Genomic DNA, 21,777 nt, shown 5'->3' on the forward strand with positions numbered 1-21,777 from the left:
TGCGGGATGGAGCAGTCTGGTAGCTCGTCGGGCTCATAACCCGAAGGTCGTTGGTTCAAATCCAGCTCCCGCTACCAAGTTTCTAAAAGAGGCTCACAACAAGGTGGGCCTTTTTGCACAGTGGGATTTGAAAAAAGTCTTAAATTGTGCAGTAATTGGGGCGATTTACGCCCTTTTTTATTGGCTATCGTGTAGTGTCGACATTATTTGATCAAATCTCCATGTTTCACTACTACTATAGTTTGTATTGGTTTGTAGTGGTCAAATAGATCATAAAATCGCACCAGATGACGAGAGTAAATGAAGCTATCAAATAAAACTCAAGCACTTCAGGACTTGATTGCACCGGCAGTTGAAGCCTGTAATGTAAACCTTTGGGGGATTGAGTTCCTGCCACAAGGGAAACGTTCGTTATTACGTATCTATATCGACAAACCAGTCGATGAGAGTGTTGCACCAGTCGTTAATGAAGATGGTGAAGAAGAACAGGGGCGTGGTATTGGCGTTCAGGATTGTGTGCGTGTCACGCAGCAAGTGGGTGCAATGCTGGATGTTCATGATCCAATTTCAGGTGAGTATTCACTTGAGGTTTCATCACCAGGCTGGGACCGTCCTTTTTTCCAGCTTGAGCAGATGTCAGGTTATATTGGTCAAACCGTAGCACTACGATTGATCAGCGCAGTAGATAACCGTCGCAAATTCCAGGCAAAACTGGTTGCTGTCGACCTGGAAAGTGAAATGGTTCAGGTTGAAGTGGAAAAGCAGCAGGTATTGGAGATCGACAGTCACAATATTGATAAAGCAAATTTGGTCTTCCAAGATTAATTTAATAAATAAGAATTTGAACGCATAGGTGACGTATGGCACGTGAAATTCTGACCGTCGTTGAAACGGTTAGTAACGAAAAAGGTGTACCTCGTGAAGCGATCTTTGAGGCGCTTGAGCAAGCTTTAGTTGCAGCGACAAAGAAAAAATTCTACGAAGGTACAAATTCGGAAGAAGCACGTTTACGTGTGGAAATCGATCGCAAGACAGGTGACTATCGCACTTTCCGTCAGTGGGAAGTGGTTGCAGATGAAGATCATGAAATGCCAGCTTGTCAGGATGCGATTTCTGACGTTGATCCTGCAAAATGGTCAATTGGCGACATTCGTGAGCTGGAAGTTGAATCGATTGATTTCGGTCGTATTGCGGCACAAATTGCCAAGCAAGTGATCGTACAGAAAATTCGTGAAGCAGAACGTGCACTTGTGGCAGATGCTTATGAATCTAAAGTCGGCGAGTTGATCTACGGTGAAGTGAAAAAACAAACCAAAGATGGCTTTATTATCGACTTAGGTGACAATGCCGAAGCTTATCTTGCCCGGGAAGAAATGATTCCGAAAGAGATTCTTCGTCCGAAGCAGCGCGTAAGTGCAATTCTTTATAGCGTGAACCGTGAAGGTCGCGGTGCGCAATTGTTATTGTCGCGTGCCAAGCCTGAAATGCTGATCGCATTGATGAAGAAAGAGATCCCTGAGATTTCTGAAGAAATTATTGAAATTAAAGCTGCAGCTCGTCAACCGGGCGTGCGTGCCAAGATTGCAGTAAAAACCAATGACCACCGTATTGACCCGGTGGGTGCTTGTATTGGTATGCGTGGTACCCGAATTCAGGCTGTACAGCAAGAGCTCAATGGTGAGCGTATTGATGTCGTAGTCTGGTCGGATGATCCTGCGCAATATATCGCAAGTGCATTGGAACCAGCAGATGTATCGAGTATTGTCATCGATGAAGATGCACGTACTGCGGATATTATCTTCGCTGCCAGCGATCAGTTGGCACGTGCGATTGGTTCACAAGGTCAGAACGTTCGTCTGGCATCAGAACTGACTGGCTATAAGCTGGACATGATGCTGGAAGAGGAATACTACGCCCGTCAACAAAACGAAGCGCAACAATATCTGGACATGTTTGTACAACGTCTGGATATCGCGGAAGATTTGGCGATGGCATTAGTAGAAATGGGCTTCACCTCGCTTGAAGAAATTGCTTACGTCCCGGCAGAAACATTCGATGAAATCGAACTTGATGCTGAACTAGTTGAATTATTGCAAAGCCGTGCGAAAGAAATTGCACTTGCTGATGCATTACAACAGCAAGAGAATATCCAAGCGCCAAGTGAAGAACTTGTTGCAATGGAAGGCATGACAGCAGAGATCGCGCAAGCTCTAGCAGCTCGTGGTGTGGTAACCGTGGATGATTTAGCAGATCAGGCAACCGACGATATCGCAGATATTGAAGGTTTGGGTGCTGAGAAAGCGGGTCAACTCATTATGAAAGCGCGCGAATCATGGTTTAACTAGGAGGTAGTATATGACGGACAAGTCAATTAAAGAGTTAGCCCTCAGCGTGGGTCGTCCAGTTGAGAAGCTCCTAGAGCAGGTTCGTGAGGCAGGTTTACCACAGCGTAAAGCTGACGATATTATTACCACCGAACAACAAGATAGCTTGATGAGCCATGTGAAAAAATCACAAGGTTCAGAGAGCCAAGCAGGGCAAATCACGTTGAAACGTAAAACGACCAGTACGGCTAAAGTAGCCAGTACTTCAGGTAAGGCAAAAACAATTAATGTAGAAGTTCGCAAGAAGCATACATTTGTTAAGCCAGATCCGGAACAGATCAAAGCAGAAGCATTGGCGAAAGCCAAGGCTGAGCAACAGGCCAAAGCTGCGCCTGAGCAGAATACACCGCAAGCGGCTTCTGCTGAAGCTCCAAAAACTGGCGTCAATAATGCCAGTAAAGCGCTAGAAGCGATGCGTGCTGCTGCAAAGCAAACCAGTGACAAGCAGGAAGTTTCTAAAGCTGCAGTTGTGGTAAAACGCAAATCAACCAATAAACCGATTGTAAAACAAACGGTTAAGCAAGTAGAAACAGCTGAACAGAAAAAACTACGTGAAGCGGAAGCAGCAAAATTAAAAGCTGTTGAAGAAGCAGCACGTCGTAAAGCGGCTGAAGAAGCGCAGCAACGTACGCTTGAACAAATGCGTCAAATGGCGACCAAGTACTCTGCTGAAGATACCACTGCAACCATTCGTGTTGTTGATGATTCTCCTCTGGCAGCCGGTCTTGTTGGCCAGGCATATGAAGACTCTTTTGCCAAAGAAGACCGCGAAATCAAACGTGGTACCAATACGCCGAGCGCGCGTGCACCGAAAAAAGGTGGCCGTCGTGGTCAGGAAGAGCAAAGCTTCAGCAAACAGCCTAAACGTGGTTTAAAAACCAGCCAGGGCAACAAGCATGGTTTCGAAAAACCTGTGAAAAAACAGGTTTACGATGTTGAAATCGGTGAAACGATTGTAGTTGCTGACTTGGCTGCGAAAATGGCAGTTAAGGTTCGCGAAGTGATTAAATCACTCATGAAAATGGGTGAGCTAGTAACTCAGAACCAGGCGATTGATCAGGAAATTGCTGCACTTGTGGTTGAAGAAATGGGCCATAATCCGGTACTGGTTTCTGATACACAAGCTGAAGATAACTTGCTGGAAGCAGCTGAAGAAGCACGTGGTGCGCAAACCACTCGTGCGCCTGTTGTGACTATCATGGGTCACGTTGACCATGGTAAAACATCACTGCTTGACCGTATTCGCCGTGCCAAAGTGGCTCAAGGTGAAGCGGGCGGTATTACCCAGCATATCGGCGCTTACCATGTAACTACCGATAAAGGTATTATTACTTTCCTTGATACTCCGGGACACGCAGCGTTTACTGCGATGCGTTCACGTGGTGCCAAAGCGACTGATATCGTGGTACTTGTTGTAGCAGCAGATGATGGTGTGATGCCACAAACTGCAGAAGCAATTGATCATGCGCGTGCTGCAGGTACGCCGATCATTGTTGCGATCAACAAGATGGATAAAGAGTCTGCTGATCCAGACCGTGTTCTGAATGAATTGACTGCTAAACAGATCGTGCCTGAACAATGGGGCGGTGATGTGCCGGTTGCCATGGTTTCAGCCCACACGGGTCAAGGTATTGATGAGCTGCTGGACCTGATTTTGATTCAAGCAGAAATGTTAGAGTTGAAAGCATCTGAAGAAGGTGCTGCGCAAGGTGTGGTTATTGAAGCACGTGTAGATAACAGCCGTGGTGCTGTGACTTCTATTCTTGTTCAAAACGGTACCCTGAAAGTGGGTGACCTGGTACTTGCTGGTTCGTCTTATGGTCGCGTACGTGCGATGACAGATGAAAACGGTAAACGTATCAAGTCTGCTGGTCCTTCAATTCCGGTTGAAATTCTGGGTCTTCCAGAAGCACCAATGGCGGGTGATGAAGTTCTTGTGGTCAGCGATGAGAAGAAAGCACGTGAAGTTGCTGATGCGCGTATGGACCGTGAACGTCAAAAACGTCTTGAGCGTCAATCTGCAATGCGTCTTGAAAATATCATGGCATCTATGGGCAAGAAAGATGTGCCTATCGTCAATGTGGTACTGAAGACTGATGTACGCGGTACGCTGGAAGCCTTGCATGTAGCACTTGCTGAACTTGCAACAGATGAAGTGAAAGTACGTATTATCGGTTCAGGCGTTGGTGCAATCACCGAGTCTGACGTAACACTGGCTGAATCTTCAGAAGCAGTTCTGCTTGGCTTTAACGTACGTGCGGATAATGCAGCACGCCAAAAAGCCGATGCGGACAATATCGACATTCGTTACTACTCAATCATCTATCAATTGATCGATGACGTGAAAGCAGCAATGAGCGGTAAGCTTGCACCTGAACATCGTGAAACGATTCTGGGTGTTGCACAGGTACGTGAAGTATTCCACTCAAGTAAATTCGGTGCGGCTGCAGGCTGTATGGTGCTTGAAGGTGTATTACATCGTAACAAACCGATTCGCGTATTACGTGATGACGTGGTTGTGTTCCAGGGTGAGCTTGAATCTCTTCGTCGCTACAAAGAAGTGGTTGAAGAAGTTCGTGCCGGTATGGAATGTGGTCTTGCGGTGAAAGGCTATAAAGACATCAAACCTCTCGACAAGATCGAAGTGTACGATGTTCAACTGATTAAACGGAGTCTTTAATGGCGGGTAGTCAACGTCTGAAGCGTATGGCGGATACAGTACAACGCGAGTTGTCAGAACTGATCCGTCAGGAGCTGAAAGATCCACGCTTAGGTGGTCTGGTGACCATCTCTGCGGTGAAGGTGAGCCCAGACCTGGGATATGCGGAAGTTTATGTCACTGTAATGGGACGTGAACTTGGCGACGAACAAAGCGAAGCGGCAAATAAAGAAACTCTGGATGTATTAAACAAAGCATCCGGTTTCCTGCGCCATGAGCTGAGTCGTCGTATTAAAACCCGTATTACGCCTCGTCTACGTTTCCATTATGATAAGACCAATGCATATGGTAACTATATGTTTGGTTTGATCGCTGAAGCTGTGAAGGACTTACCTGAAGCAGAAGCAAAAAAAGACAATGAATAAGTCTTAACACAATAAAAAAGCCACCTTTGGGTGGCTTTTTTATTGTCTGGTTGTATCAAAAATTAAGCTACTGATAGACCAATCTAAAAATAGTCTGGATTAAGTGAGATCATCATCTTTATGGTTCATTTTTTTCTCATAAAAAGCACGGCGACGTGAGCGCTGCCAAGGCAGAGGGCGTTCCAGCGTTTCCGGAACCTCGCCACTCAAAGAGCGTAAACGCAAATGTAATGCAGCCTGTGCCATCAGATTGGCAGATACCGGTGCGGTAATGAAGGCGAACAGGGTGATGAGCACTTCAGCAAAACCGAAACGGCCATATATGGCCGAGAACAGAATTGAGGCCATCAAAAAGCTGCCCAGGCCCAAAGTACTGGATTTGGTCGGGGCGTGCAGACGCATAAACAGATCGGGCAGACGGACCATACCGATCCCGCCGACCAACATAAAGAAAGCACCAATCAATAAAAAAATCGACACCAGTATTTCTAAAATTAAGGACATTTAAAAACTCCTAGTCGATCACATGGCCAGTGGTGAAATAACGTGCCAAGGCTGCAGTCGAAACAAAGCCAAGCATCGCAACCAGTAAGGCCCCTTCAAACAGGAAGCTGCTACTCCAGTAAATCCCTAAAATGACAATCAGACAGGTGGCATTCAGGAACAGGGTATCGAGTGCCAAGAGCCGGTCAACGATAGAAGGGCCAGTGATGAGCCGGATCAGGCAGAGTAACATCGAGACAGTGATAGCACCCAGGCAAATCATTAATGCATAAGGCAGAATAGTCATGCTTTTTCTCCTGTCTGTGCGCTGAAAATTTCAATCAGAGGCTGTTCGTAGCGCTGTTTGATCGTTTCGATTTCTGCTGCTTCATCCTCTGTGCTTAAGGCATGAACCAGAATATCACCACGATCCTGATCAATGCCTGCAGATACTGTACCGGGCGTTGTAGTAATGATCATTGCCAGCAAGGCATTGACTTCCTCATGCTCGGTTTCCAAAGGCACGCGAAACCATTTCGGATGCAGGTTCTTGGTTGGACCAAGTACCAGTTTTGCGACTTTAATATTGGCTACTACAATATCCCAAACCACGACAAAGAACAGGCGCAGGGCAGGAGCCCACTGCATATTCGGGGTATAGTCAATAAAAGGTGCAACCATTTTCGGAATGACAATCGCCAGAACCAGCGCGAAAAGCAATGTTCCAGCTTCCAGATTATGTGCCAGCAGAATCCAGCTTAGCCCAACGATCACAGAAACCAGCGGATGCGGGAACCAACGTTGCAGGAATGATACAGCCATTAAGGTCCCTCCACCGGTTTAAGTTGATTATCATCATATCTGTTTTGTTCAACATACTGCTGATCAATCTGGCGTTGCTTGAATTCAGAAATGTTTTCACCTTCCAGAGTGGCTTCCGAAATCGTATAAGGAACCAGATGTGCATTCGGATCGACTGTCTCACCACCGTACTTGGTTTCAGGTAAATAGCTTGGATCAAAAGGTTGCACACTGATAAACTGGCCTTCTGCATCGCGTTTTAACAAGGCAGCTTCATAAACCGGATTATTTTTAATCTGTTCTGCAGTCTGATAATTATATTGATAGATCGGTCCGGCAAACACCACATAGGCAGTCAGGCCAGCAAGCAATAGATAGATTACACGATCATTACGTGCGGGTGCCTTACTTGGTAGGGCTTCGTATTTGTGAAAATCTTCAGAATTAAGGTCATCCTCAGGTCTGGTCGAACGCCAGAACAGCACGAAACCAACCCGGGTAAAGGCCAGAATACTGAGGAAGCTTACCAATAAAATGGTCAGGATAATAATCATCTGATAGTCTGAATTGGCAGAAGCCTGCAAAATAAAGACTTTACCGAAGAAACCACTAAACGGTGGCAGGCCGGCCATCATCAAGGCAATGATGAAATAGACAATCGAAACCAGCTTGTTCTGTTTCATCAGTGGCGCGATTTTAAAGTGATCCTTAAATTCGCCGCGCTGTGAGGTAATCCAGCCTGACAGGATATAAAAGGCTGCGCCAATCAGGGTACTGTGCACCATATAATACAATGCACCGGCCCAGGCTGCAGTTGTATTCATGCCGATTGCTACCAGAATTGTTCCGACTGAAGACAGCACCATAAAGCCGATAAAACGGCGCAGACGTTCTGTGCCGATTGCGCAAATCACGCCATAAACCGACGTAATCAGACCGATCACCAGCAGGCAATTCATCAGGATCTGGTGGCTGTATTCATCATCAAAAACAGTTCCATTAATCCGTAAAATTGCATACACCCCGACTTTGGTCATGATGGTAAAGAGTGCTGCCACAGGTGTGGTGGCTACGGCATAGGTTTTGGGTAACCAGAAGCCAAGCGGTAGCATCGCCGCTTTAATTCCGAACACGACAAACAGCATTAATCCACCAGCAACCGCCAGCTTGTGCTGATCTTCAGCGAGGGTAGGCATCAAGCGGGCCACATCTGCCATATTCAGACTGCCGACACTGCCATAAATCATCCCGAGTCCAATCAGGAATAGGGCAGAAGCAAACAGATTAATGGTGACGTAGTGGATTCCCAGCTGGAAACGGGCCTTGCCTTGTCCATGTAGCAGTAGTACATAGGATGCCATCAACAAGATTTCAAAAAACACGAACAGGTTAAACAGGTCACCGGTCAGGAAGGCACCGGTCAAACCCATGAGCAGGAAATGCACCATGGCATGGAAATAACGCCCACGCATATCCCATTCTTTACTGGCATACCAGAGCACCGGCACTGCAAGGGCATAGGTCAAAACCAGCATCATCGCAGAGAGCTGATCGAGAACCAGTACAATACCAAAAGGTGCGACCCATTCGCCCAGCGTATAAACATTGATCTGACCCTGATTACTGTCTACTAAATAGCTGACAGCAATGATCAGGCCCAAGATACTCGAGACATAGCTGATACCCCGACGCCAGGGCTGACGCCAGTCCGTCACCAGAGAGCCTGAACCCGGGTTGCCTAAAAGAACCAGGACAAAAGCGGTAAAGGCCGGTAAAAGAATACTGAAAATAGGGGTATGTTGATTCCAGAAATTGAGAAGATCAGTCATTAAGGCTCATCCTCGCGCGGGTCAAGATTTGGTATTTCTTCTTTGGAGTCAACGTGGTCTGTTCCTGATTCGTAGCGGCTACGCAATGCCAGTTGGACAATAAAGGCAGTGGTGGCAAAGCCAATCACGATGGCTGTCAGCACCAGTGCCTGAGGAAGGGGATCGGTCACTTTCGAGGCTTCAGTCAATACTGCAGGCGAATTCATCTGAATTCGGCCCATGGCAAATAAAAACAGGTTGACTGCATAACCAATCATGGCGAGACCCAACACTACCGGGAAGGTACGGGCACGCAGGATCAGATAAATGCCTGTGGCCGTCAGCAGGCCAATCGCAGAGGCTAATAAAAATTCTAAACTGATCATTCTATTATCCTCTTGGTACAGGGCCAGTCATGCTTGAGTGACGTGAATCGCCTAAGACTGAAATCATCAGCATCGTTGCACCCACAACAGTGACATAAACGCCAACATCAAACAGCGCAGCCGAAGCCAAATGCATTTCTCCAATCATTGGCGGAGAGACATAGATATGTGCACTGGTCAGGAATGGACGTGACCAGAACCAGGCCGCGACACCGGTCAAACCGGCAATGGTTAAGCCGACTCCAATCCAGATTTCATAGAGACGGCCAGATTTGGCCCCCAGCAACTGTTCGGTTTTATCCTGCCCCACTGCGATATATTGAATAATAAGTGCCAGTGAGGTGACCAAGCCTGCAATAAATCCACCGCCTGGCAAATTATGGCCACGCATAAAGATGTACAGGCTGACCACCAGTGCTACAGGCAAGATCCATGATGCAGTAATACGTAACATCAGGGGTGAAGGATTAAAACGATAGGTCAGACCCTGGGTGATGGTGGCGCCATGGGCACGCATTCCATCCATCAGGCTAAGTACACCAATCGCGGCAATTCCAAGTACGGTAATTTCGCCAAAGGTATCGAAACCACGGAAGTCGACCAGAATCACATTCACCACATTGGTGCCGCCGCCCAGTGGAATCGACTGTTGCAGGAAGAACCATGAAATGGAATTATGATCACGGGTCATGATCAGCCAGGCAATAGCTGCTATTCCAAGACCGCCACCTATTGCAATAATGGCATCACGCCAGCGACGGGTCGGACTCGATTCATACGGTGTTAACTGAGGCAGTAAAGATAAACTCATCAGTAGCAGAACCGTGGTGACCACATCGACCGTAATCTGGGTCAATGCCAGATCGGGTGCCGAGAAACCGATAAAAACCATGGTGACGACCAGACCGACTGCACCGCTAATCAGTACAGCTTTAATCCGCTCATGATGGAACCACAGCAGCATCCAGCAGGCAGAAAACAGGAGTAACCACAAGATAATCGCCAGAGCAGGGGCGTGGGTCAGTTCACGTGTACCCGTGCCCACCGCATTGTTCACCAGTGGGAAACTGACCAGTGCGACAGTAAAAATCACGATCCACAATAAATAGCTTTGTAATTTGCCATTTTCAGTGGCACGGCGGAAACGGCGTGAATTCAGCAGCAGATTTTTCAAAAACAGTTCGAACAATACCCGGCCCTGCAAGCGGCCCAGTTTTGGATCTAGGTCGATTTCGCGTAAGGTACCACCTTTGGCAAGAGAAAAATAGAAGATGACTCCGCCAACGAGGGCTATCACGCTCATCAGCAGCGGCAGGTTGAAGCCATGCCATAGTGCCAGATGAGTGCCTTCAAAAGCAAAATCCTGAGTCGATGCCCGGGTGGAGCTGTTTACAATTTTTTCAACCAGAAGTGCCGGGAATATACCCACCAAAATACACAAGATTGCCAATAAGGTTGCGGGTGCACGCATGCCAAACGGAGGTTCATGTGCATCTTTATTCGGAACCTGCTTGCCTAGCGGACCATCGAAAAATACCCCATGCACCAGTCGAGTAGAATAGGCGACTGCAAAAATCCCGGCCAGTGTTGCGACAATGGCTGAAACGACCATGACCGGACCACTCAAGTTCGCGACCAGTTCGGTAAAGAACATTTCCTTGGACAGGAAGCCATTGGTCAGTGGCACACCTGCCATAGCCGCCGCCGTAATCATGGTCAGGGTAGCGGTATAGGGTAGCAGTTGCCATAAGCCTGACAGTTTGCGCAAGTCACGTGTGCCCGATTCATGGTCGATAATTCCGGCAATCATAAACAGGGCCGCTTTAAAGGTGGCATGGTTAATAATATGAAAAATTGCAGCTGCAACCGCCAGAGGAGAACCGATCCCAAGCAGACACATGATCAGGCCTAAATGGCTGATGGTTGAATAGGCGAGTAAGCCCTTCAGGTCTTCCTTGAAAATGGCAAAAAAAGCGGCCATACATAGGGTAAACAGACCGACAAAGGTTACAATATTATGAAACAGTGCAGCACCGACGAAGATCGGTAGCAAGCGTGCGACCAGAAATAAACCGGCTTTGACCATAGTGGCCGAGTGTAAATAGGCCGAGACAGGTGTCGGCGCAGCCATGGCATTCGGTAACCAGAAATGGAAGGGAAACTGCGCACTTTTGGTAAAAGCACCGAGTAAAATCAGCAAGAGAGCCGGTACAAATAAAGCATGTGACTGAATCTGTTCGGTCATCGTAAGGATTTGATCAATCTGGTAGGTACCAGTGATTTGACCAAGCAGGATAAAACCACCCAGCATGGCCAGACCACCCAGTCCAGTAATGGTCAGAGCCATACGTGAGCCACGTTGCGCAGCTTCGTAATTGCTCCAGTAACCCACTAGCAGGAAAGATGAAATACTGGTCAATTCCCAGAAAACCAATAAAAGAATCAGGTTATTTGACAATGAAATCCCGAGCATAGCTGCCATAAACAGCATCAGCAGAAGATACAGCTTGCTCAGCGAATTTTTGGGATTCAGATAATAATAGGCATAAATATAAATCAGCGTACCAATCCCGCTGATCAGCAGGGCAAACAGCAGTCCCAGGGAATCCAGACGAAAACTGAAATCAATACCCAGCTGCGGCAGCCAGGACCAGGTCTGGGTAATCACTGCGCCATCAAATATGGCAGGCGCCTGACTCAATAATAATAAGAAACTGCTGAGGCTGACACCAATTGCCCCTAAAGCCGTTACCTCGCGCGAAAATTGCTTCAGCCACGAGACAAGGGTTGTGCCTAATACTAACGGTAACAATATAATAATCGGCAGCACACTCGTATCCATTGTCGTGATTTAGGCTGTGACCAACCTAGGGTGAATCTTTATCTTCCAAGGACTACAGGATCACAAGGAGCGATCCAAACTTCTCAATCTTGAAAGCCAAAAGAATATTCAAAAAGAATATAAAACAGTTGTATTGCGCAACTTATGAACGATAGCAAATTCCGATTTTACAATGAAATTCGCAAATAAATCCGATCATATTACAGGATAACAACAACATCAACGTTTTTATGTGGAACTTATAAATTATACGTGAGCTTGGTTTTAACCGCAGAGGGATGCTTAAACAGATCATCCAGAAGTGACCGAAAATTAAGATTAGATCTCAGCCATTGATTGTAAATATAAATAAAAACAGGGTTTCTTATGCTGGGGAAACTGCCTGACTTGATATTTTTCTTTTCAAGCCTCTCTATATCAGGTCCCCAAAATGTACTTGGTTATTTTTGAGTTTTCGGGGAGTTTTATCTATATAAACATTTTCTAATGGCTACTAGGTACCTACCTAAATCTGTTTCATGAGCTTAAGCAGACTGGAAAATGGCCAGGCTATTTTTGCTAAACAGAGTAATTATCATGAATAAAGTACTTCGATGGACGTTACTTTAGTCCCATGTTGTTCACATCTATATTTACATCTTAACCGGCTGCCTGGCGGAGCGACTGCGGCATTTTGATTTTCAGTTGCTGAATCAGGTCATAAATGTGATGAATATTTAAACTCACTTTGGCACGGGTACAGGCCACATAAAGTAATCTTAATTCTTCATCACTAATTTTATGGTCTTTTTCATTCAGCTTGAATTGATAGTCATCTTCAATATGAACCCGATCCCACTCCAGACCTTTGGCTTTGTGCGCCGTGGAAATAATATAGTCAGCCTGGGCAATCGGGGTAATTTTAGCCAGGGCTTTTTTCAGCGGATCGGTGCCATGCTCGTCGACCAGTTTGACCAGTGGCTTGATGTCACTGCCTTCATTGGTTTCACAGTATTCATGGACATCATGCCAGGAGTTAAACCAGGCCAGTTCCGGCACATCAACCACACGCTTGCCCTGTTTTAGCATGGCAGCCGCATCGACAAAGCGATTCAGTTTGACATGATCGGCCTGCAGGCTGACTTTGTCACCGCGTACCAGTCCGGCCAGTAGCAATTCCATGGCCCGGGCATTGGTCCGGCATAAAATTGCATCACGCATTTTGGTATGCGGTTTATTTACAACTTTAGAATCTAACAGCGGATTGCCCAGCAAAGGCACAGTCTCATTGAGGGCACCTAAAATGGCATTGGCATTCAGGGCAATTTCAGGACCAAAACGAAATGAGGTGGTCAGACGTGATTCAGGCAGAGGCAGTTGCTGCATGGCATTGACTGCACCGCGCCAGGCATAGATCTGCTGATGCGCATCTCCGACATAAATCACTTGGGTGCTGCGCTGTTTCAGCAGAATTCCCAGCATTAAGGGATCGGCATCCTGAGCTTCATCGAATAGCACATAATCGGCCGGAATATTCGGCTCAGACAGTGCCCAGAGTTTCAGGTAGATGTCATGACCAATGCCTGCCTGATGATTTGGATCAATTGATTCTAGCCAGCGTCGTTCGACTGCCGGATAAAGCTTTTGCTGCAAGGTCTCGATATCATCCGGATGTAGCCAGCTTGGCGCCTGAATATGCCGCGGGGCAGGATACTGCGAACTGGTCGAACAGAAATAGCCGACCGCATTGGCGACCAAGCTTGCCAGTCTTGATGGCATCAAGACATATTTCTCATAGCGTCCGCCCATCATGCGGCGCATGGTCATCGGTTCAAGCCGGTACTCTTTGGCAATAAAACTCGGACTCAAGCGTGGCAGACGCAGCTTGTCGGTCACTCCACGTGGAACACTGCGAAATGCCAGCGAGTGAAAAGTCCGGCAATCCACACCCCGGTGGAACTTGGCCTGCGCTTCACTGGCAATGGCTTTGTTAAAGGCCAGATACATGCCACGTCTTTGCGGCATGGCATCACTGATCATTTGCAGGGTAGTCGTTTTACCTGTACCTGCATAGGCAATCACCTTAAAGGATTTGCCCAGACGTGCGTTATCAATAGCAGTCGCCTGCTCATAGGTCGCGGTCGGTTTTTTTAAATCAGACACAGATGAATTCAAGGCTTAATGCTGACGGTTGGCTTTTTCAACCAGACCAGACAAGCCTTGGCGACGTGCCAGTTCATTTAATACCAATTGCACATCTAGGTCGAAATAACCGAGCATGACGATGGTATGGAACCAAAGATCTGCCACTTCATAGATCAGATCATTTTTATGGTCTGCCGAAGCATCCTGATCAAAATCTTTGGCTGCCAGCACAGTTTCAAAGCTTTCTTCACCCACTTTTTCCAGAATCTTGTTCAGGCCTTTATGGTAGAGCTTGGCTACATAAGAGGAATCCGGATCGGCCTGTTTGCGTTCTGCCATCATTTGTCCCAGATAAGACAAGACTTCGACCTGTTCAGATTGGGCGGTTGATGCTTCCATCGCCAGCGTATGCGGATTCGTAGATTTTTCGCCATAAATCGCAGATGGATCTTTCAGCTGTGCATCGACAATTTCCCAGCCATTTGGCGTGAGTTTGCGATAGAAACATGATTCGCGACCGGTATGGCAGGCGATACCGCCATGCTGTTCAATTTGCAGCACAATCACGTCGGCATCACAGTCCAGACGGATTTCATGTACAGTTTGAAAATGTCCTGATTCTTCACCCTTATGCCATAATTTGTTGCGTGAACGGGAGAAATACACTGCCTGATTTTTTTCGGCAGTTAAAGCCAATGCTTCACGGTTCATCCAGGCCACCATCAACACACGTCCAGTTTGATGATGCTGGGCAATGGCAGGGACTAATCCTTGTTCGTTAAATTTTACTTCATCGAGCCATTGCACATTGTTCATAAGGGTTTCCATCATTTCAATCAAAATATAAAAATACGGATAGGAAATATCCGCTGATAGTGTACGTGATCTCGCAGCATTTGCGGCAAAAATCTGTGTTGATCAGGACAGGCTGTGTCGTGGTTTTTTAAATCCGTCCACTTTATTTCAGATCTTGCAAAAATGAGACAGAGAAAAGCCGCCTAGTTGGCGGCTCGTATTGCGATTCAATTATCCGTATGAAAAATTACCAGTGTTCGCCCGGGAACAGACGCGCATATGCTTTCTGCACCAAGTTCAATTTTTGTGGTTGGCCCACAGATGCACTTGAACTTGGGAACAGGTTGAAACCAATGGACATCAAGACATTGTTGATATCTGGCGCAATGGAATAGGTAATGGATGCCAGACGGCCCAAACCGGTCGCGACTTTCTTCGGGCGCTTCATGATTGCATAGGCAATCAGGTCGGCTGCCTGTTCTGGAGAAAGCGTTGGAACATATTTATAGATTTTGGTCGGTGCAATCATCGGGGTACGCACTAAAGGCATATAAACCGAGGTGATTGCAATTTTATGCGCATGTACTTCAGCAGACAGGCAGCGGCTAAAGGCATCCAGCGCAGCTTTTGATGCTACATAGGCTGAAAAGCGGGTCGCATTGGCCAACACGCCAATTGAACTGATATTGATGATATGACCCGCGCGGCGAATCATCATTTGTGGCAGGATATTCATGACCAGACGCACCGCACCAAAATAATTCAGCTGCATGGTACGTTCGAAATCATGGAAACGATCTACCGATTCATGTACGGCACGGCGAATCGAACGACCCGCATTATTAATCAGGATATCAATATGGTCGACTGAAGCAATGATCTGCTTGGAGACTTCGTCAATCGCTTCCATATTGTTTAAATCACATGGAAATATCGAGGCTTTACCGCCTTTTGCTTCAATTTCTGATTTTACTTGTTCTAGGGTTTCTTGAGTACGGGCTACCAGTAAAACATGGGCACCTGCATCGGCCAATTGATGTGCTGTGGTTAGGCCAATACCGCTGGATGCACCAGTAATCAGCACGGTTTTACCTGCAACACACTTTTCCAGTTGTTTGAGTAGTCTAGTTTTCACGTTTGTTATCCCTAATTTGAAGTCTGCGTTCAAATTATTTTTATTAAAGGTCTATGGCGCTCTAACAGAAGACGAGAGCGAAGGTGAGTATGGATATGATAACTAATTCTTCAGGAAAATCTATACATTAAATTATTGAAATTAAAATAAAAATTAGAGTAATTGCTCTATTTGTGTTCGCTATTTCATTTAACTTTTATCATGAAAATAAAAAGTAAAGCAAGTGGCTGTTTTAGAAAATAAATAAAAAAACCTCATCAGAAATGATAAGGTTTCGGGTCAGTTCTAAGCACTGCTTTAAACGGCGGCCAATGCCTGTTCCAGATCGGCAATCAGGTCGTCAATATGCTCAATTCCAATGGAAAGTCGTACCATATCTTCACTGACACCGGCAGATTTCAGTTCTTCAGCATTCAGCTGACGATGGGTGGTGGTGGCAGGATGACAGGCCAGACTTTTGGCATCACCGATATTGACCAGACGGGTGAACAGTTGCAGGGCATCAATAAAACGTGTGCCCCCTTCAAGGCCATGCTGCACTCCGAAAGTCAGAATGGCAGACGGTTTACCTTTCACATATTTCTGTGCCAAGGCATGCTGTGGATGATCTTTCAGGCCAGCGTAATTGACCCATTTCACTTTAGGATGTTTTTGCAGATATTCAGCGACTTTCAGTGCGTTTTCGGTATGACGCTCCATACGCAGACTTAAAGTTTCCAAACCTTGCAGGATCAGAAACACATTCTGCGGGCTGATCGCGGCTCCAGTATTGCGTAGTGGCACCACACGCGCTCGAGCGATATAAGCCGCTTCACCGAGAACTTCGACATAGTTTACGCCGTGGTAGCTTGGATCGGGGGTATTCAGCGCGGGAAAGCGTTCAGGATATTTACCCCACGGGAATTTACCGCTATCGACAATGATGCCACCAATCGAGTTGCCATGACCGCCGATATATTTGGTCAATGAATGCACGATAATGTCGGCACCAAAATCAAAAGATTTTTGTAGCACTGGCGTTGCCACCGTATTGTCGACAATCACGGGCACACCGTATTCATGCGCGATTTTTGCAATCTCTTCCAGATCAATAATATTACCCAATGGATTACCAATGGATTCAACAAAGACCAGTTTGGTCTTGTCATCAATCAAATTGCGTAGACTTTCCGGTTGTTCATAATCAAAGAAACGAACGTCAATGCCTTGTTTCGGCAGGGTATGTGCGAACAGATTATAGGTGCCGCCATAAAGCGTAGATACGGATGCAATATTGTCACCGGCTTCAGCAATGGTCTGAATCGCATAGGTAATTGCAGCCATACCAGACGCTAAAGCAAGCGCACCAATCCCGCCTTCAAGTGCGGCGATACGTTGTTCAAGTACTGCAGTGGTCGGGTTCATAATCCGGGTATAGATATTTCCCTGTACCTTTAAATCAAACAAATCGGCCCCATGTTGTGTATTGTCAAAGGCATAAGATGTGGTTTGATAAATTGGTACAGCCACTGCTTTAGTGGTTGCTTCGGGGGTATAGCCTGCGTGAATCGCTAAAGTTTCTGCTTTATAACTCATTCTGTTTGATCTTCTTGTTTAAGCTTATGGCTTGAGTGTAGCATTTTTACATATAAGTAAAAGTGCAATTTTATTGAAATGAATATATGAAATATTCATATACCAGTCTGGATTTAATCCGGTTATTTTACTGAAAACGGTTGTTTAAAAAAACATCAGCAATAAACTTGTAACAATGCATGCAAGTTCATGGCAATGGCTTATGTTTTTGCTGCTTTCTGCGTATAATAGCCGATTATTTTTTCGCTCATTTTTGAGCTGGGGTCGTTGTTCTAACCCTATTTGGTTTTTCAGTTGAGGAGTCCTACGTGGCCCAATATATTTACACGATGAACCGAGTGTCGAAGATGGTTCCGCCTAAGCGCGAAATCCTGAAAGACATCTCCTTATCATTTTTCCCAGGCGCTAAAATTGGTGTGCTTGGTTTAAACGGTGCAGGTAAATCTACCTTGCTTCGTATTATGGCGGGCGTAGATAAAGATTTCTCTGGTGAAGCGCGTGCACAGCCGGGTATTAAAATCGGTTATCTTGAGCAAGAACCACCTTTAGATGAAACCAAAGACGTTCGTGGAAATGTCGAAGATGGTTTACGTGAACCGCTTGATGCTTTAGCGCGTCTGGATGAAGTCTTTGCTGAATATGCAGCAGAAGATGCGGATTTCGATGCACTTGCGAAAGAACAAGAAAAGCTTGAAGCAATTATCCAGACCTGGGATGCGCATAACCTTGCGAACCAGATGGATCAGGCTGCTGCGGCATTGAACCTGCCAGCTTGGGATGCAGATGTATCTAAGCTTTCAGGTGGTGAACGCCGTCGTGTGGCACTGTGCCGTTTACTTCTGTCTAAGCCGGACATGTTACTTCTAGACGAACCGACGAACCATTTGGATGCTTCATCTGTGGCTTGGTTGGAACGTTTCCTGAAAGACTTCCCGGGTACCATCGTAGCCATTACGCATGACCGTTACTTCCTGGATAACGTGGCTGAATGGATTCTTGAGCTTGACCGTGGTATGGGTATTCCATATCAAGGTAACTATTCTTCTTGGCTTGAGCAGAAAAATGCCCGTTTAGAGCAAGAGAACAAGCAAGAAGAATCTTTTGCTAAGGCGTTGAAAAAAGAACTTGAATGGGTTCGTTCGAATGCCAAAGGCCAGCAAAAGAAAAACAAAGCGCGTATGGAGCGTTTTGAAGAGCTTAACTCACGCGAATTCCAGCAGCGTAACGAAACTTCTGAAATCTACATTCCACCTGGTCCACGTCTGGGCAACAAGGTTGTAGAAGTTGAAGGCATCAGCAAATCGTTTGGTGATCGTTTACTGTACAAAGATTTAACATTCACGGTACCACCTGCCGCAATTGTGGGTATCGTGGGTGAAAACGGTGCAGGTAAAACCACACTGTTCCGTATGATGACGGGCGAACTGCAACCTGATACCGGTACGGTAACACTGGGTGAATCAGTGAAAGTAGCGTATGTGGGTCAGATCCGTGACACCTTAGATAACAACAAAACCGTCTGGGAAGAAGTTTCTGGTGGTTTGGATATCTTGAAGATTGGCGAATACGAAATCGCATCACGTGCATATATCGGTCGTTTTAACTTTAAAGGTCAAGATCAGCAAAAACGCGTAGGTCAATTGTCTGGTGGTGAGCGTAACCGTTTACAACTTGCGAAAATCCTGCAAATGGGCGCTAACGTTATCCTACTCGATGAACCATCAAACGACTTGGATATCGAAACCTTACGTGCACTTGAGGATGCAATTCTTGTATTCCCGGGTACAGTCATGGTGATCTCGCATGACCGTTGGTTCCTAGACCGTATTGCAACACATATCTTGTCATTCGAAGGTGAAACACCTGAATTCTTCACCGGTAACTATGCTGAATTCGAAGCATATCGCCGTAAACGTGATGGTGATGACTTGGTCACGAAGCGTCAAAAATATCGCAAAATCGGTGCTTAATAACCCTAAATTTTGTAAATAAAAAAACCAGCCTCAGGGCTGGTTTTTTTATACTTATTGCATGCTGAAGGGTAAATTAGACTTCCCACTCATGATTGCATTCACGGCATTTCCATTTCTTTTGTGTTTGCATAAATGCCTGCATTGAAATTTTAAAATCAGGTAAGTCCTTATAGAACATAAAGCCTGCGATCAAAGAAAGAATAAAGACGATCACAGTTGCAGTCTGTAAAGTCGTACCTGCACCATCGCCAAAAATCCACATCGCAATGCTAATAATCACCAGCAATAACAAAAGGAACAGGGCGGGTACCAGAAACATTAGGCTTTTAGGAACCACGGGGCGTGGAGCTGCTTGACCTGGCTGGGCCACCGGCATGATTTTCGGGCTTTGACACTTAGGGCAACGATATTGCATTACAACTCCAAAATTCTAAATTACTGATTATTTTATCGGAAGATGCGAAGAAACCGAAATATTGCCCAACATAAAATATACAGGCAATAAAAAACCCAAGTCGCAATGCTTGGGTTTTTTATAAGATCACCATAATATATTATGGTCATCTTGAATATGGCGTCCCTACGGGGATTCGAACCCCGGTTACCGCCGTGAAAGGGCGATGTCCTAGGCCTCTAGACGATAGGGACAATTGAGGCAAATAACACAGCTAAAGCAAGACTTGATTTGGTGGAGTCAAGGAGGATCGAACTCCTGACCTCTACAATGCCATTGTAGCGCTCTACCAACTGAGCTATGACCCCAGTCTGTGTGAGCGCTATATTAGGGATATCGCGCTCACACGTCAACACAAAAATTAATTAAGCTTGATCAACTGCTTCATTTTTCGGCAACTTTAAGCTTTCATTGAGTTTTTCCCAGACTTTCAGCTCTTTTTTGCTTGGACCACCGACAATTTCCAGCGCATGACGTAAACGTGCAAAGGTTAAATCAGGACCAATGGTCACCATCGTTTGCATCACGGGTGTAGACGCAGTCGAACCGGCGATCGCAATAAAGAACGTAGGCATGAAATCACGTAACTTGATTTCCATCTGTGTCGCCAAGTCCATCAAGGTCTGGCTCACCGTGTCGTTATTCCAAGTAAACAGGCTTTCTAAACGCCAAATTGCGAATTGAAGACTTTGACGCACTTGCTCTTCAGACAGTTTTTTGCTTACAAACTGTTCTTTGCTCAGGGTCGGGAAGTGGTTGAAGTAATGTGCCGACCAGTTCACCGCTTCAGACAGCAGGTTAATACGCGGTTGAATCGCAGCTGCAATTTCTTCCAGTTTTGCGCGGTCTGCTTTCCAGGCCAATAAGGTGTCAAGTAATTCAGCCGGGCTGAGTGCCTTGATCCATTGACCATTTAACCAGTTCAATTTCTCTACATCAAAGATTGGGCCGCCCAAAGAGACACGTTTAATATCAAAATGCTCAATCATTTCTGCCAAAGTGAATTTTTCACGTTCATCTGGCATTGACCAACCCATACGACCCAAGTAGTTCAACAAGGCTTCAGGCAGTACACCGATGTCTCTGTAATAGTTAATTGAGGTCGGGTTTTTACGTTTAGACAGCTTAGATTTATCCGGGTTACGCAGCAGTGGCATGTGGCATAGTATCGGCATTTCCCAACCAAAATATTGATACAGCAACTGATGTTTCGGCGCAGATGGAATCCATTCTTCACCACGAATTACGTGGGTGATTTGCATCAAATGATCATCCACCACATTTGCTAAGTGGTAGGTTGGGAGGCCATCGGTTTTCAGCAGAATCTGCATGTCTACTTGCGCCCATGGAATTTCCACTTCGCCACGCAGCATGTCATTGAATTTACATACACCTTCAGTCGGTACTTTCATGCGAATCACATGTGGTTCACCAGCGGCCAAACGACGCTCCACTTCTTCTTCAGAAAGATTTAGACCACGACCATCATAACGTGGCGACTCTCCACGTGCCTGCTGTTCTGCACGCATTTGATCCAGTTCTTCTGCAGTTGCGAAACAGTAGAAGGCATGACCTTTCTCTACCAGTTCCAAGGCATAATTTTTATAGATATCCATACGTTCTGACTGGCGGTACGGCGCATGCGGGCCACCGACATCAGGACCTTCAGACCAGTTCAGACCCAACCAGCGCAATGAATCCAGGATCATTTTTTCAGATTCAGGCGTTGAGCGCAGTTGGTCAGTATCTTCAATACGAAGAATGAATTCACCGCCATGCTGTTTAGCAAAACATAAGTTAAACAAGGCGATATAGGCAGTACCTACATGCGGAAAACCAGTAGGAGAAGGTGCAATACGAGTACGAACAGTCATAGCCGGATCTAATCTTAGATATAAAATTGCAGCTATTATAGCGAAAAAGCCACATCACT

Annotated in this window: 17 protein-coding genes and 3 tRNA genes; 6 read left to right on the forward strand and 14 right to left on the reverse strand. The window is 46.1% G+C overall.

The genetic code is table 11. The annotated features are described in order from the left end of the window. The 5 genes from VXQ11_RS09200 (at position 1) to VXQ11_RS09220 (ending at position 5,468) form a co-directional block, all read left to right on the forward strand. Positions 1-77 (forward strand) — tRNA-Met (locus tag VXQ11_RS09200). A gap of 223 nt (positions 78-300) precedes the next feature. Further along, entirely contained in the window at positions 301-825 is a 525-nt protein-coding gene (gene rimP, locus VXQ11_RS09205) for a ribosome maturation factor RimP (RefSeq protein ID WP_416680949.1), read from the forward strand. A gap of 35 nt (positions 826-860) precedes the next feature. Beyond that, on the forward strand, positions 861-2,345 hold the full coding sequence (nusA, locus tag VXQ11_RS09210) for a transcription termination factor NusA (protein WP_064094628.1): 1,485 nt from the start codon (positions 861-863) through the stop codon (positions 2,343-2,345). Between the two features lie 10 nt (positions 2,346-2,355). Beyond that, positions 2,356-5,064, forward strand: a complete 2,709-nt coding sequence (gene infB, locus VXQ11_RS09215) for a translation initiation factor IF-2 (RefSeq protein ID WP_416705885.1) — start codon at positions 2,356-2,358, stop codon at positions 5,062-5,064. Next, positions 5,064-5,468 (forward strand): ribosome-binding factor A, encoded by a 405-nt coding sequence (locus VXQ11_RS09220; protein ID WP_064094626.1) that lies wholly within the window; start codon positions 5,064-5,066, stop codon positions 5,466-5,468. The genes infB and VXQ11_RS09220 overlap by 1 nt, the downstream gene beginning before the upstream one ends. Positions 5,469-5,567: 99 nt before the next feature. On the opposite strand, the gene VXQ11_RS09225 is transcribed toward VXQ11_RS09220, so the two are convergent. The 10 genes from VXQ11_RS09225 to VXQ11_RS09270 all read right to left on the reverse strand — a co-directional run bounded on the left by VXQ11_RS09225 (position 5,568) and on the right by VXQ11_RS09270 (position 17,417). Continuing rightward, a complete protein-coding gene (locus VXQ11_RS09225; protein ID WP_064094625.1) occupies positions 5,568-5,972 on the reverse strand; it encodes a Na+/H+ antiporter subunit G in 405 nt (134 codons plus the stop codon). Between the two features lie 10 nt (positions 5,973-5,982). Next, positions 5,983-6,258: a monovalent cation/H+ antiporter subunit F gene (locus tag VXQ11_RS09230; RefSeq protein WP_064094624.1), complete on the reverse strand. Its 276-nt coding sequence runs from the start codon at positions 6,256-6,258 to the stop codon at positions 5,983-5,985. Then, positions 6,255-6,773 carry a Na+/H+ antiporter subunit E gene (locus tag VXQ11_RS09235; RefSeq protein ID WP_416680947.1) on the reverse strand — a complete coding sequence of 173 codons (519 nt, stop codon included), beginning with the start codon at positions 6,771-6,773 and terminating at the stop codon, positions 6,255-6,257. Before VXQ11_RS09235 ends, VXQ11_RS09230 begins: the two co-directional genes overlap by 4 nt. After that, positions 6,773-8,581, reverse strand: a complete 1,809-nt coding sequence (locus VXQ11_RS09240) for a monovalent cation/H+ antiporter subunit D (RefSeq protein ID WP_416680946.1) — start codon at positions 8,579-8,581, stop codon at positions 6,773-6,775. Before VXQ11_RS09240 ends, VXQ11_RS09235 begins: the two co-directional genes overlap by 1 nt. Beyond that, positions 8,581-8,946: a Na+/H+ antiporter subunit C gene (locus VXQ11_RS09245; RefSeq protein ID WP_004281114.1), complete on the reverse strand. Its 366-nt coding sequence runs from the start codon at positions 8,944-8,946 to the stop codon at positions 8,581-8,583. The genes VXQ11_RS09240 and VXQ11_RS09245 overlap by 1 nt, the downstream gene beginning before the upstream one ends. A gap of 4 nt (positions 8,947-8,950) precedes the next feature. After that, on the reverse strand, positions 8,951-11,788 hold the full coding sequence (locus tag VXQ11_RS09250; protein WP_064094621.1) for a monovalent cation/H+ antiporter subunit A: 2,838 nt from the start codon (positions 11,786-11,788) through the stop codon (positions 8,951-8,953). A gap of 639 nt (positions 11,789-12,427) precedes the next feature. Further along, complete coding sequence (locus tag VXQ11_RS09255; RefSeq protein WP_416705886.1) at positions 12,428-13,930, reverse strand: UvrD-helicase domain-containing protein; 1,503 nt, start codon at positions 13,928-13,930, stop codon at positions 12,428-12,430. Between the two features lie 15 nt (positions 13,931-13,945). Then, on the reverse strand, positions 13,946-14,728 hold the full coding sequence (gene hisIE, locus VXQ11_RS09260) for a bifunctional phosphoribosyl-AMP cyclohydrolase/phosphoribosyl-ATP diphosphatase HisIE (protein ID WP_416680944.1): 783 nt from the start codon (positions 14,726-14,728) through the stop codon (positions 13,946-13,948). Between the two features lie 226 nt (positions 14,729-14,954). Further along, positions 14,955-15,842 carry an SDR family NAD(P)-dependent oxidoreductase gene (locus VXQ11_RS09265; protein ID WP_064094618.1) on the reverse strand — a complete coding sequence of 296 codons (888 nt, stop codon included), beginning with the start codon at positions 15,840-15,842 and terminating at the stop codon, positions 14,955-14,957. Positions 15,843-16,139: 297 nt separating this feature from the next. Further along, entirely contained in the window at positions 16,140-17,417 is a 1,278-nt protein-coding gene (locus VXQ11_RS09270; RefSeq protein ID WP_416705887.1) for an O-acetylhomoserine aminocarboxypropyltransferase/cysteine synthase family protein, read from the reverse strand. 308 nt (positions 17,418-17,725) lie between these two features. On the opposite strand from VXQ11_RS09270, the gene ettA reads away from it, so the two are divergent. Next, positions 17,726-19,387 carry an energy-dependent translational throttle protein EttA gene (gene ettA / locus VXQ11_RS09275; RefSeq protein ID WP_064094616.1) on the forward strand — a complete coding sequence of 554 codons (1,662 nt, stop codon included), beginning with the start codon at positions 17,726-17,728 and terminating at the stop codon, positions 19,385-19,387. A gap of 76 nt (positions 19,388-19,463) precedes the next feature. On the opposite strand, the gene VXQ11_RS09280 is transcribed toward ettA, so the two are convergent. From VXQ11_RS09280 to gltX, 4 genes are all read right to left on the reverse strand, one after another. Beyond that, complete coding sequence (locus VXQ11_RS09280) at positions 19,464-19,805, reverse strand: hypothetical protein (RefSeq protein WP_064102369.1); 342 nt, start codon at positions 19,803-19,805, stop codon at positions 19,464-19,466. 157 nt (positions 19,806-19,962) lie between these two features. After that, positions 19,963-20,038: transfer RNA gene (locus VXQ11_RS09285), tRNA-Glu, on the reverse strand. Between the two features lie 38 nt (positions 20,039-20,076). After that, positions 20,077-20,152: transfer RNA gene (locus tag VXQ11_RS09290), tRNA-Ala, on the reverse strand. Between the two features lie 57 nt (positions 20,153-20,209). After that, complete coding sequence (gene gltX / locus VXQ11_RS09295) at positions 20,210-21,718, reverse strand: glutamate--tRNA ligase (RefSeq protein ID WP_416705888.1); 1,509 nt, start codon at positions 21,716-21,718, stop codon at positions 20,210-20,212. Positions 21,719-21,777 lie beyond the last annotated feature (59 nt).

The organism is Acinetobacter sp. 197 (assembly GCF_048148385.1).
Taxonomy (GTDB): domain Bacteria; phylum Pseudomonadota; class Gammaproteobacteria; order Pseudomonadales; family Moraxellaceae; genus Acinetobacter; species Acinetobacter pecorum.

Coding starts and splice junctions, on each gene's coding strand:
- VXQ11_RS09250 (WP_064094621.1), bottom strand. CDS start 11,788: ATGGATACGAGTGTGCTGCCGATTATTATATTGTTACCGTTAGTATTA.
- VXQ11_RS09220 (WP_064094626.1), top strand. CDS start 5,064: ATGGCGGGTAGTCAACGTCTGAAGCGTATGGCGGATACAGTACAACGC.
- VXQ11_RS09280 (WP_064102369.1), bottom strand. CDS start 19,805: ATGCAATATCGTTGCCCTAAGTGTCAAAGCCCGAAAATCATGCCGGTG.
- VXQ11_RS09225 (WP_064094625.1), bottom strand. CDS start 5,972: ATGTCCTTAATTTTAGAAATACTGGTGTCGATTTTTTTATTGATTGGT.
- hisIE (WP_416680944.1), bottom strand. CDS start 14,728: ATGAACAATGTGCAATGGCTCGATGAAGTAAAATTTAACGAACAAGGA.
- VXQ11_RS09240 (WP_416680946.1), bottom strand. CDS start 8,581: ATGACTGATCTTCTCAATTTCTGGAATCAACATACCCCTATTTTCAGT.
- VXQ11_RS09270 (WP_416705887.1), bottom strand. CDS start 17,417: ATGAGTTATAAAGCAGAAACTTTAGCGATTCACGCAGGCTATACCCCC.
- VXQ11_RS09230 (WP_064094624.1), bottom strand. CDS start 6,258: ATGACTATTCTGCCTTATGCATTAATGATTTGCCTGGGTGCTATCACT.
- infB (WP_416705885.1), top strand. CDS start 2,356: ATGACGGACAAGTCAATTAAAGAGTTAGCCCTCAGCGTGGGTCGTCCA.
- rimP (WP_416680949.1), top strand. CDS start 301: ATGAAGCTATCAAATAAAACTCAAGCACTTCAGGACTTGATTGCACCG.
- VXQ11_RS09245 (WP_004281114.1), bottom strand. CDS start 8,946: ATGATCAGTTTAGAATTTTTATTAGCCTCTGCGATTGGCCTGCTGACG.
- nusA (WP_064094628.1), top strand. CDS start 861: ATGGCACGTGAAATTCTGACCGTCGTTGAAACGGTTAGTAACGAAAAA.
- gltX (WP_416705888.1), bottom strand. CDS start 21,718: ATGACTGTTCGTACTCGTATTGCACCTTCTCCTACTGGTTTTCCGCAT.
- VXQ11_RS09235 (WP_416680947.1), bottom strand. CDS start 6,773: ATGGCTGTATCATTCCTGCAACGTTGGTTCCCGCATCCGCTGGTTTCT.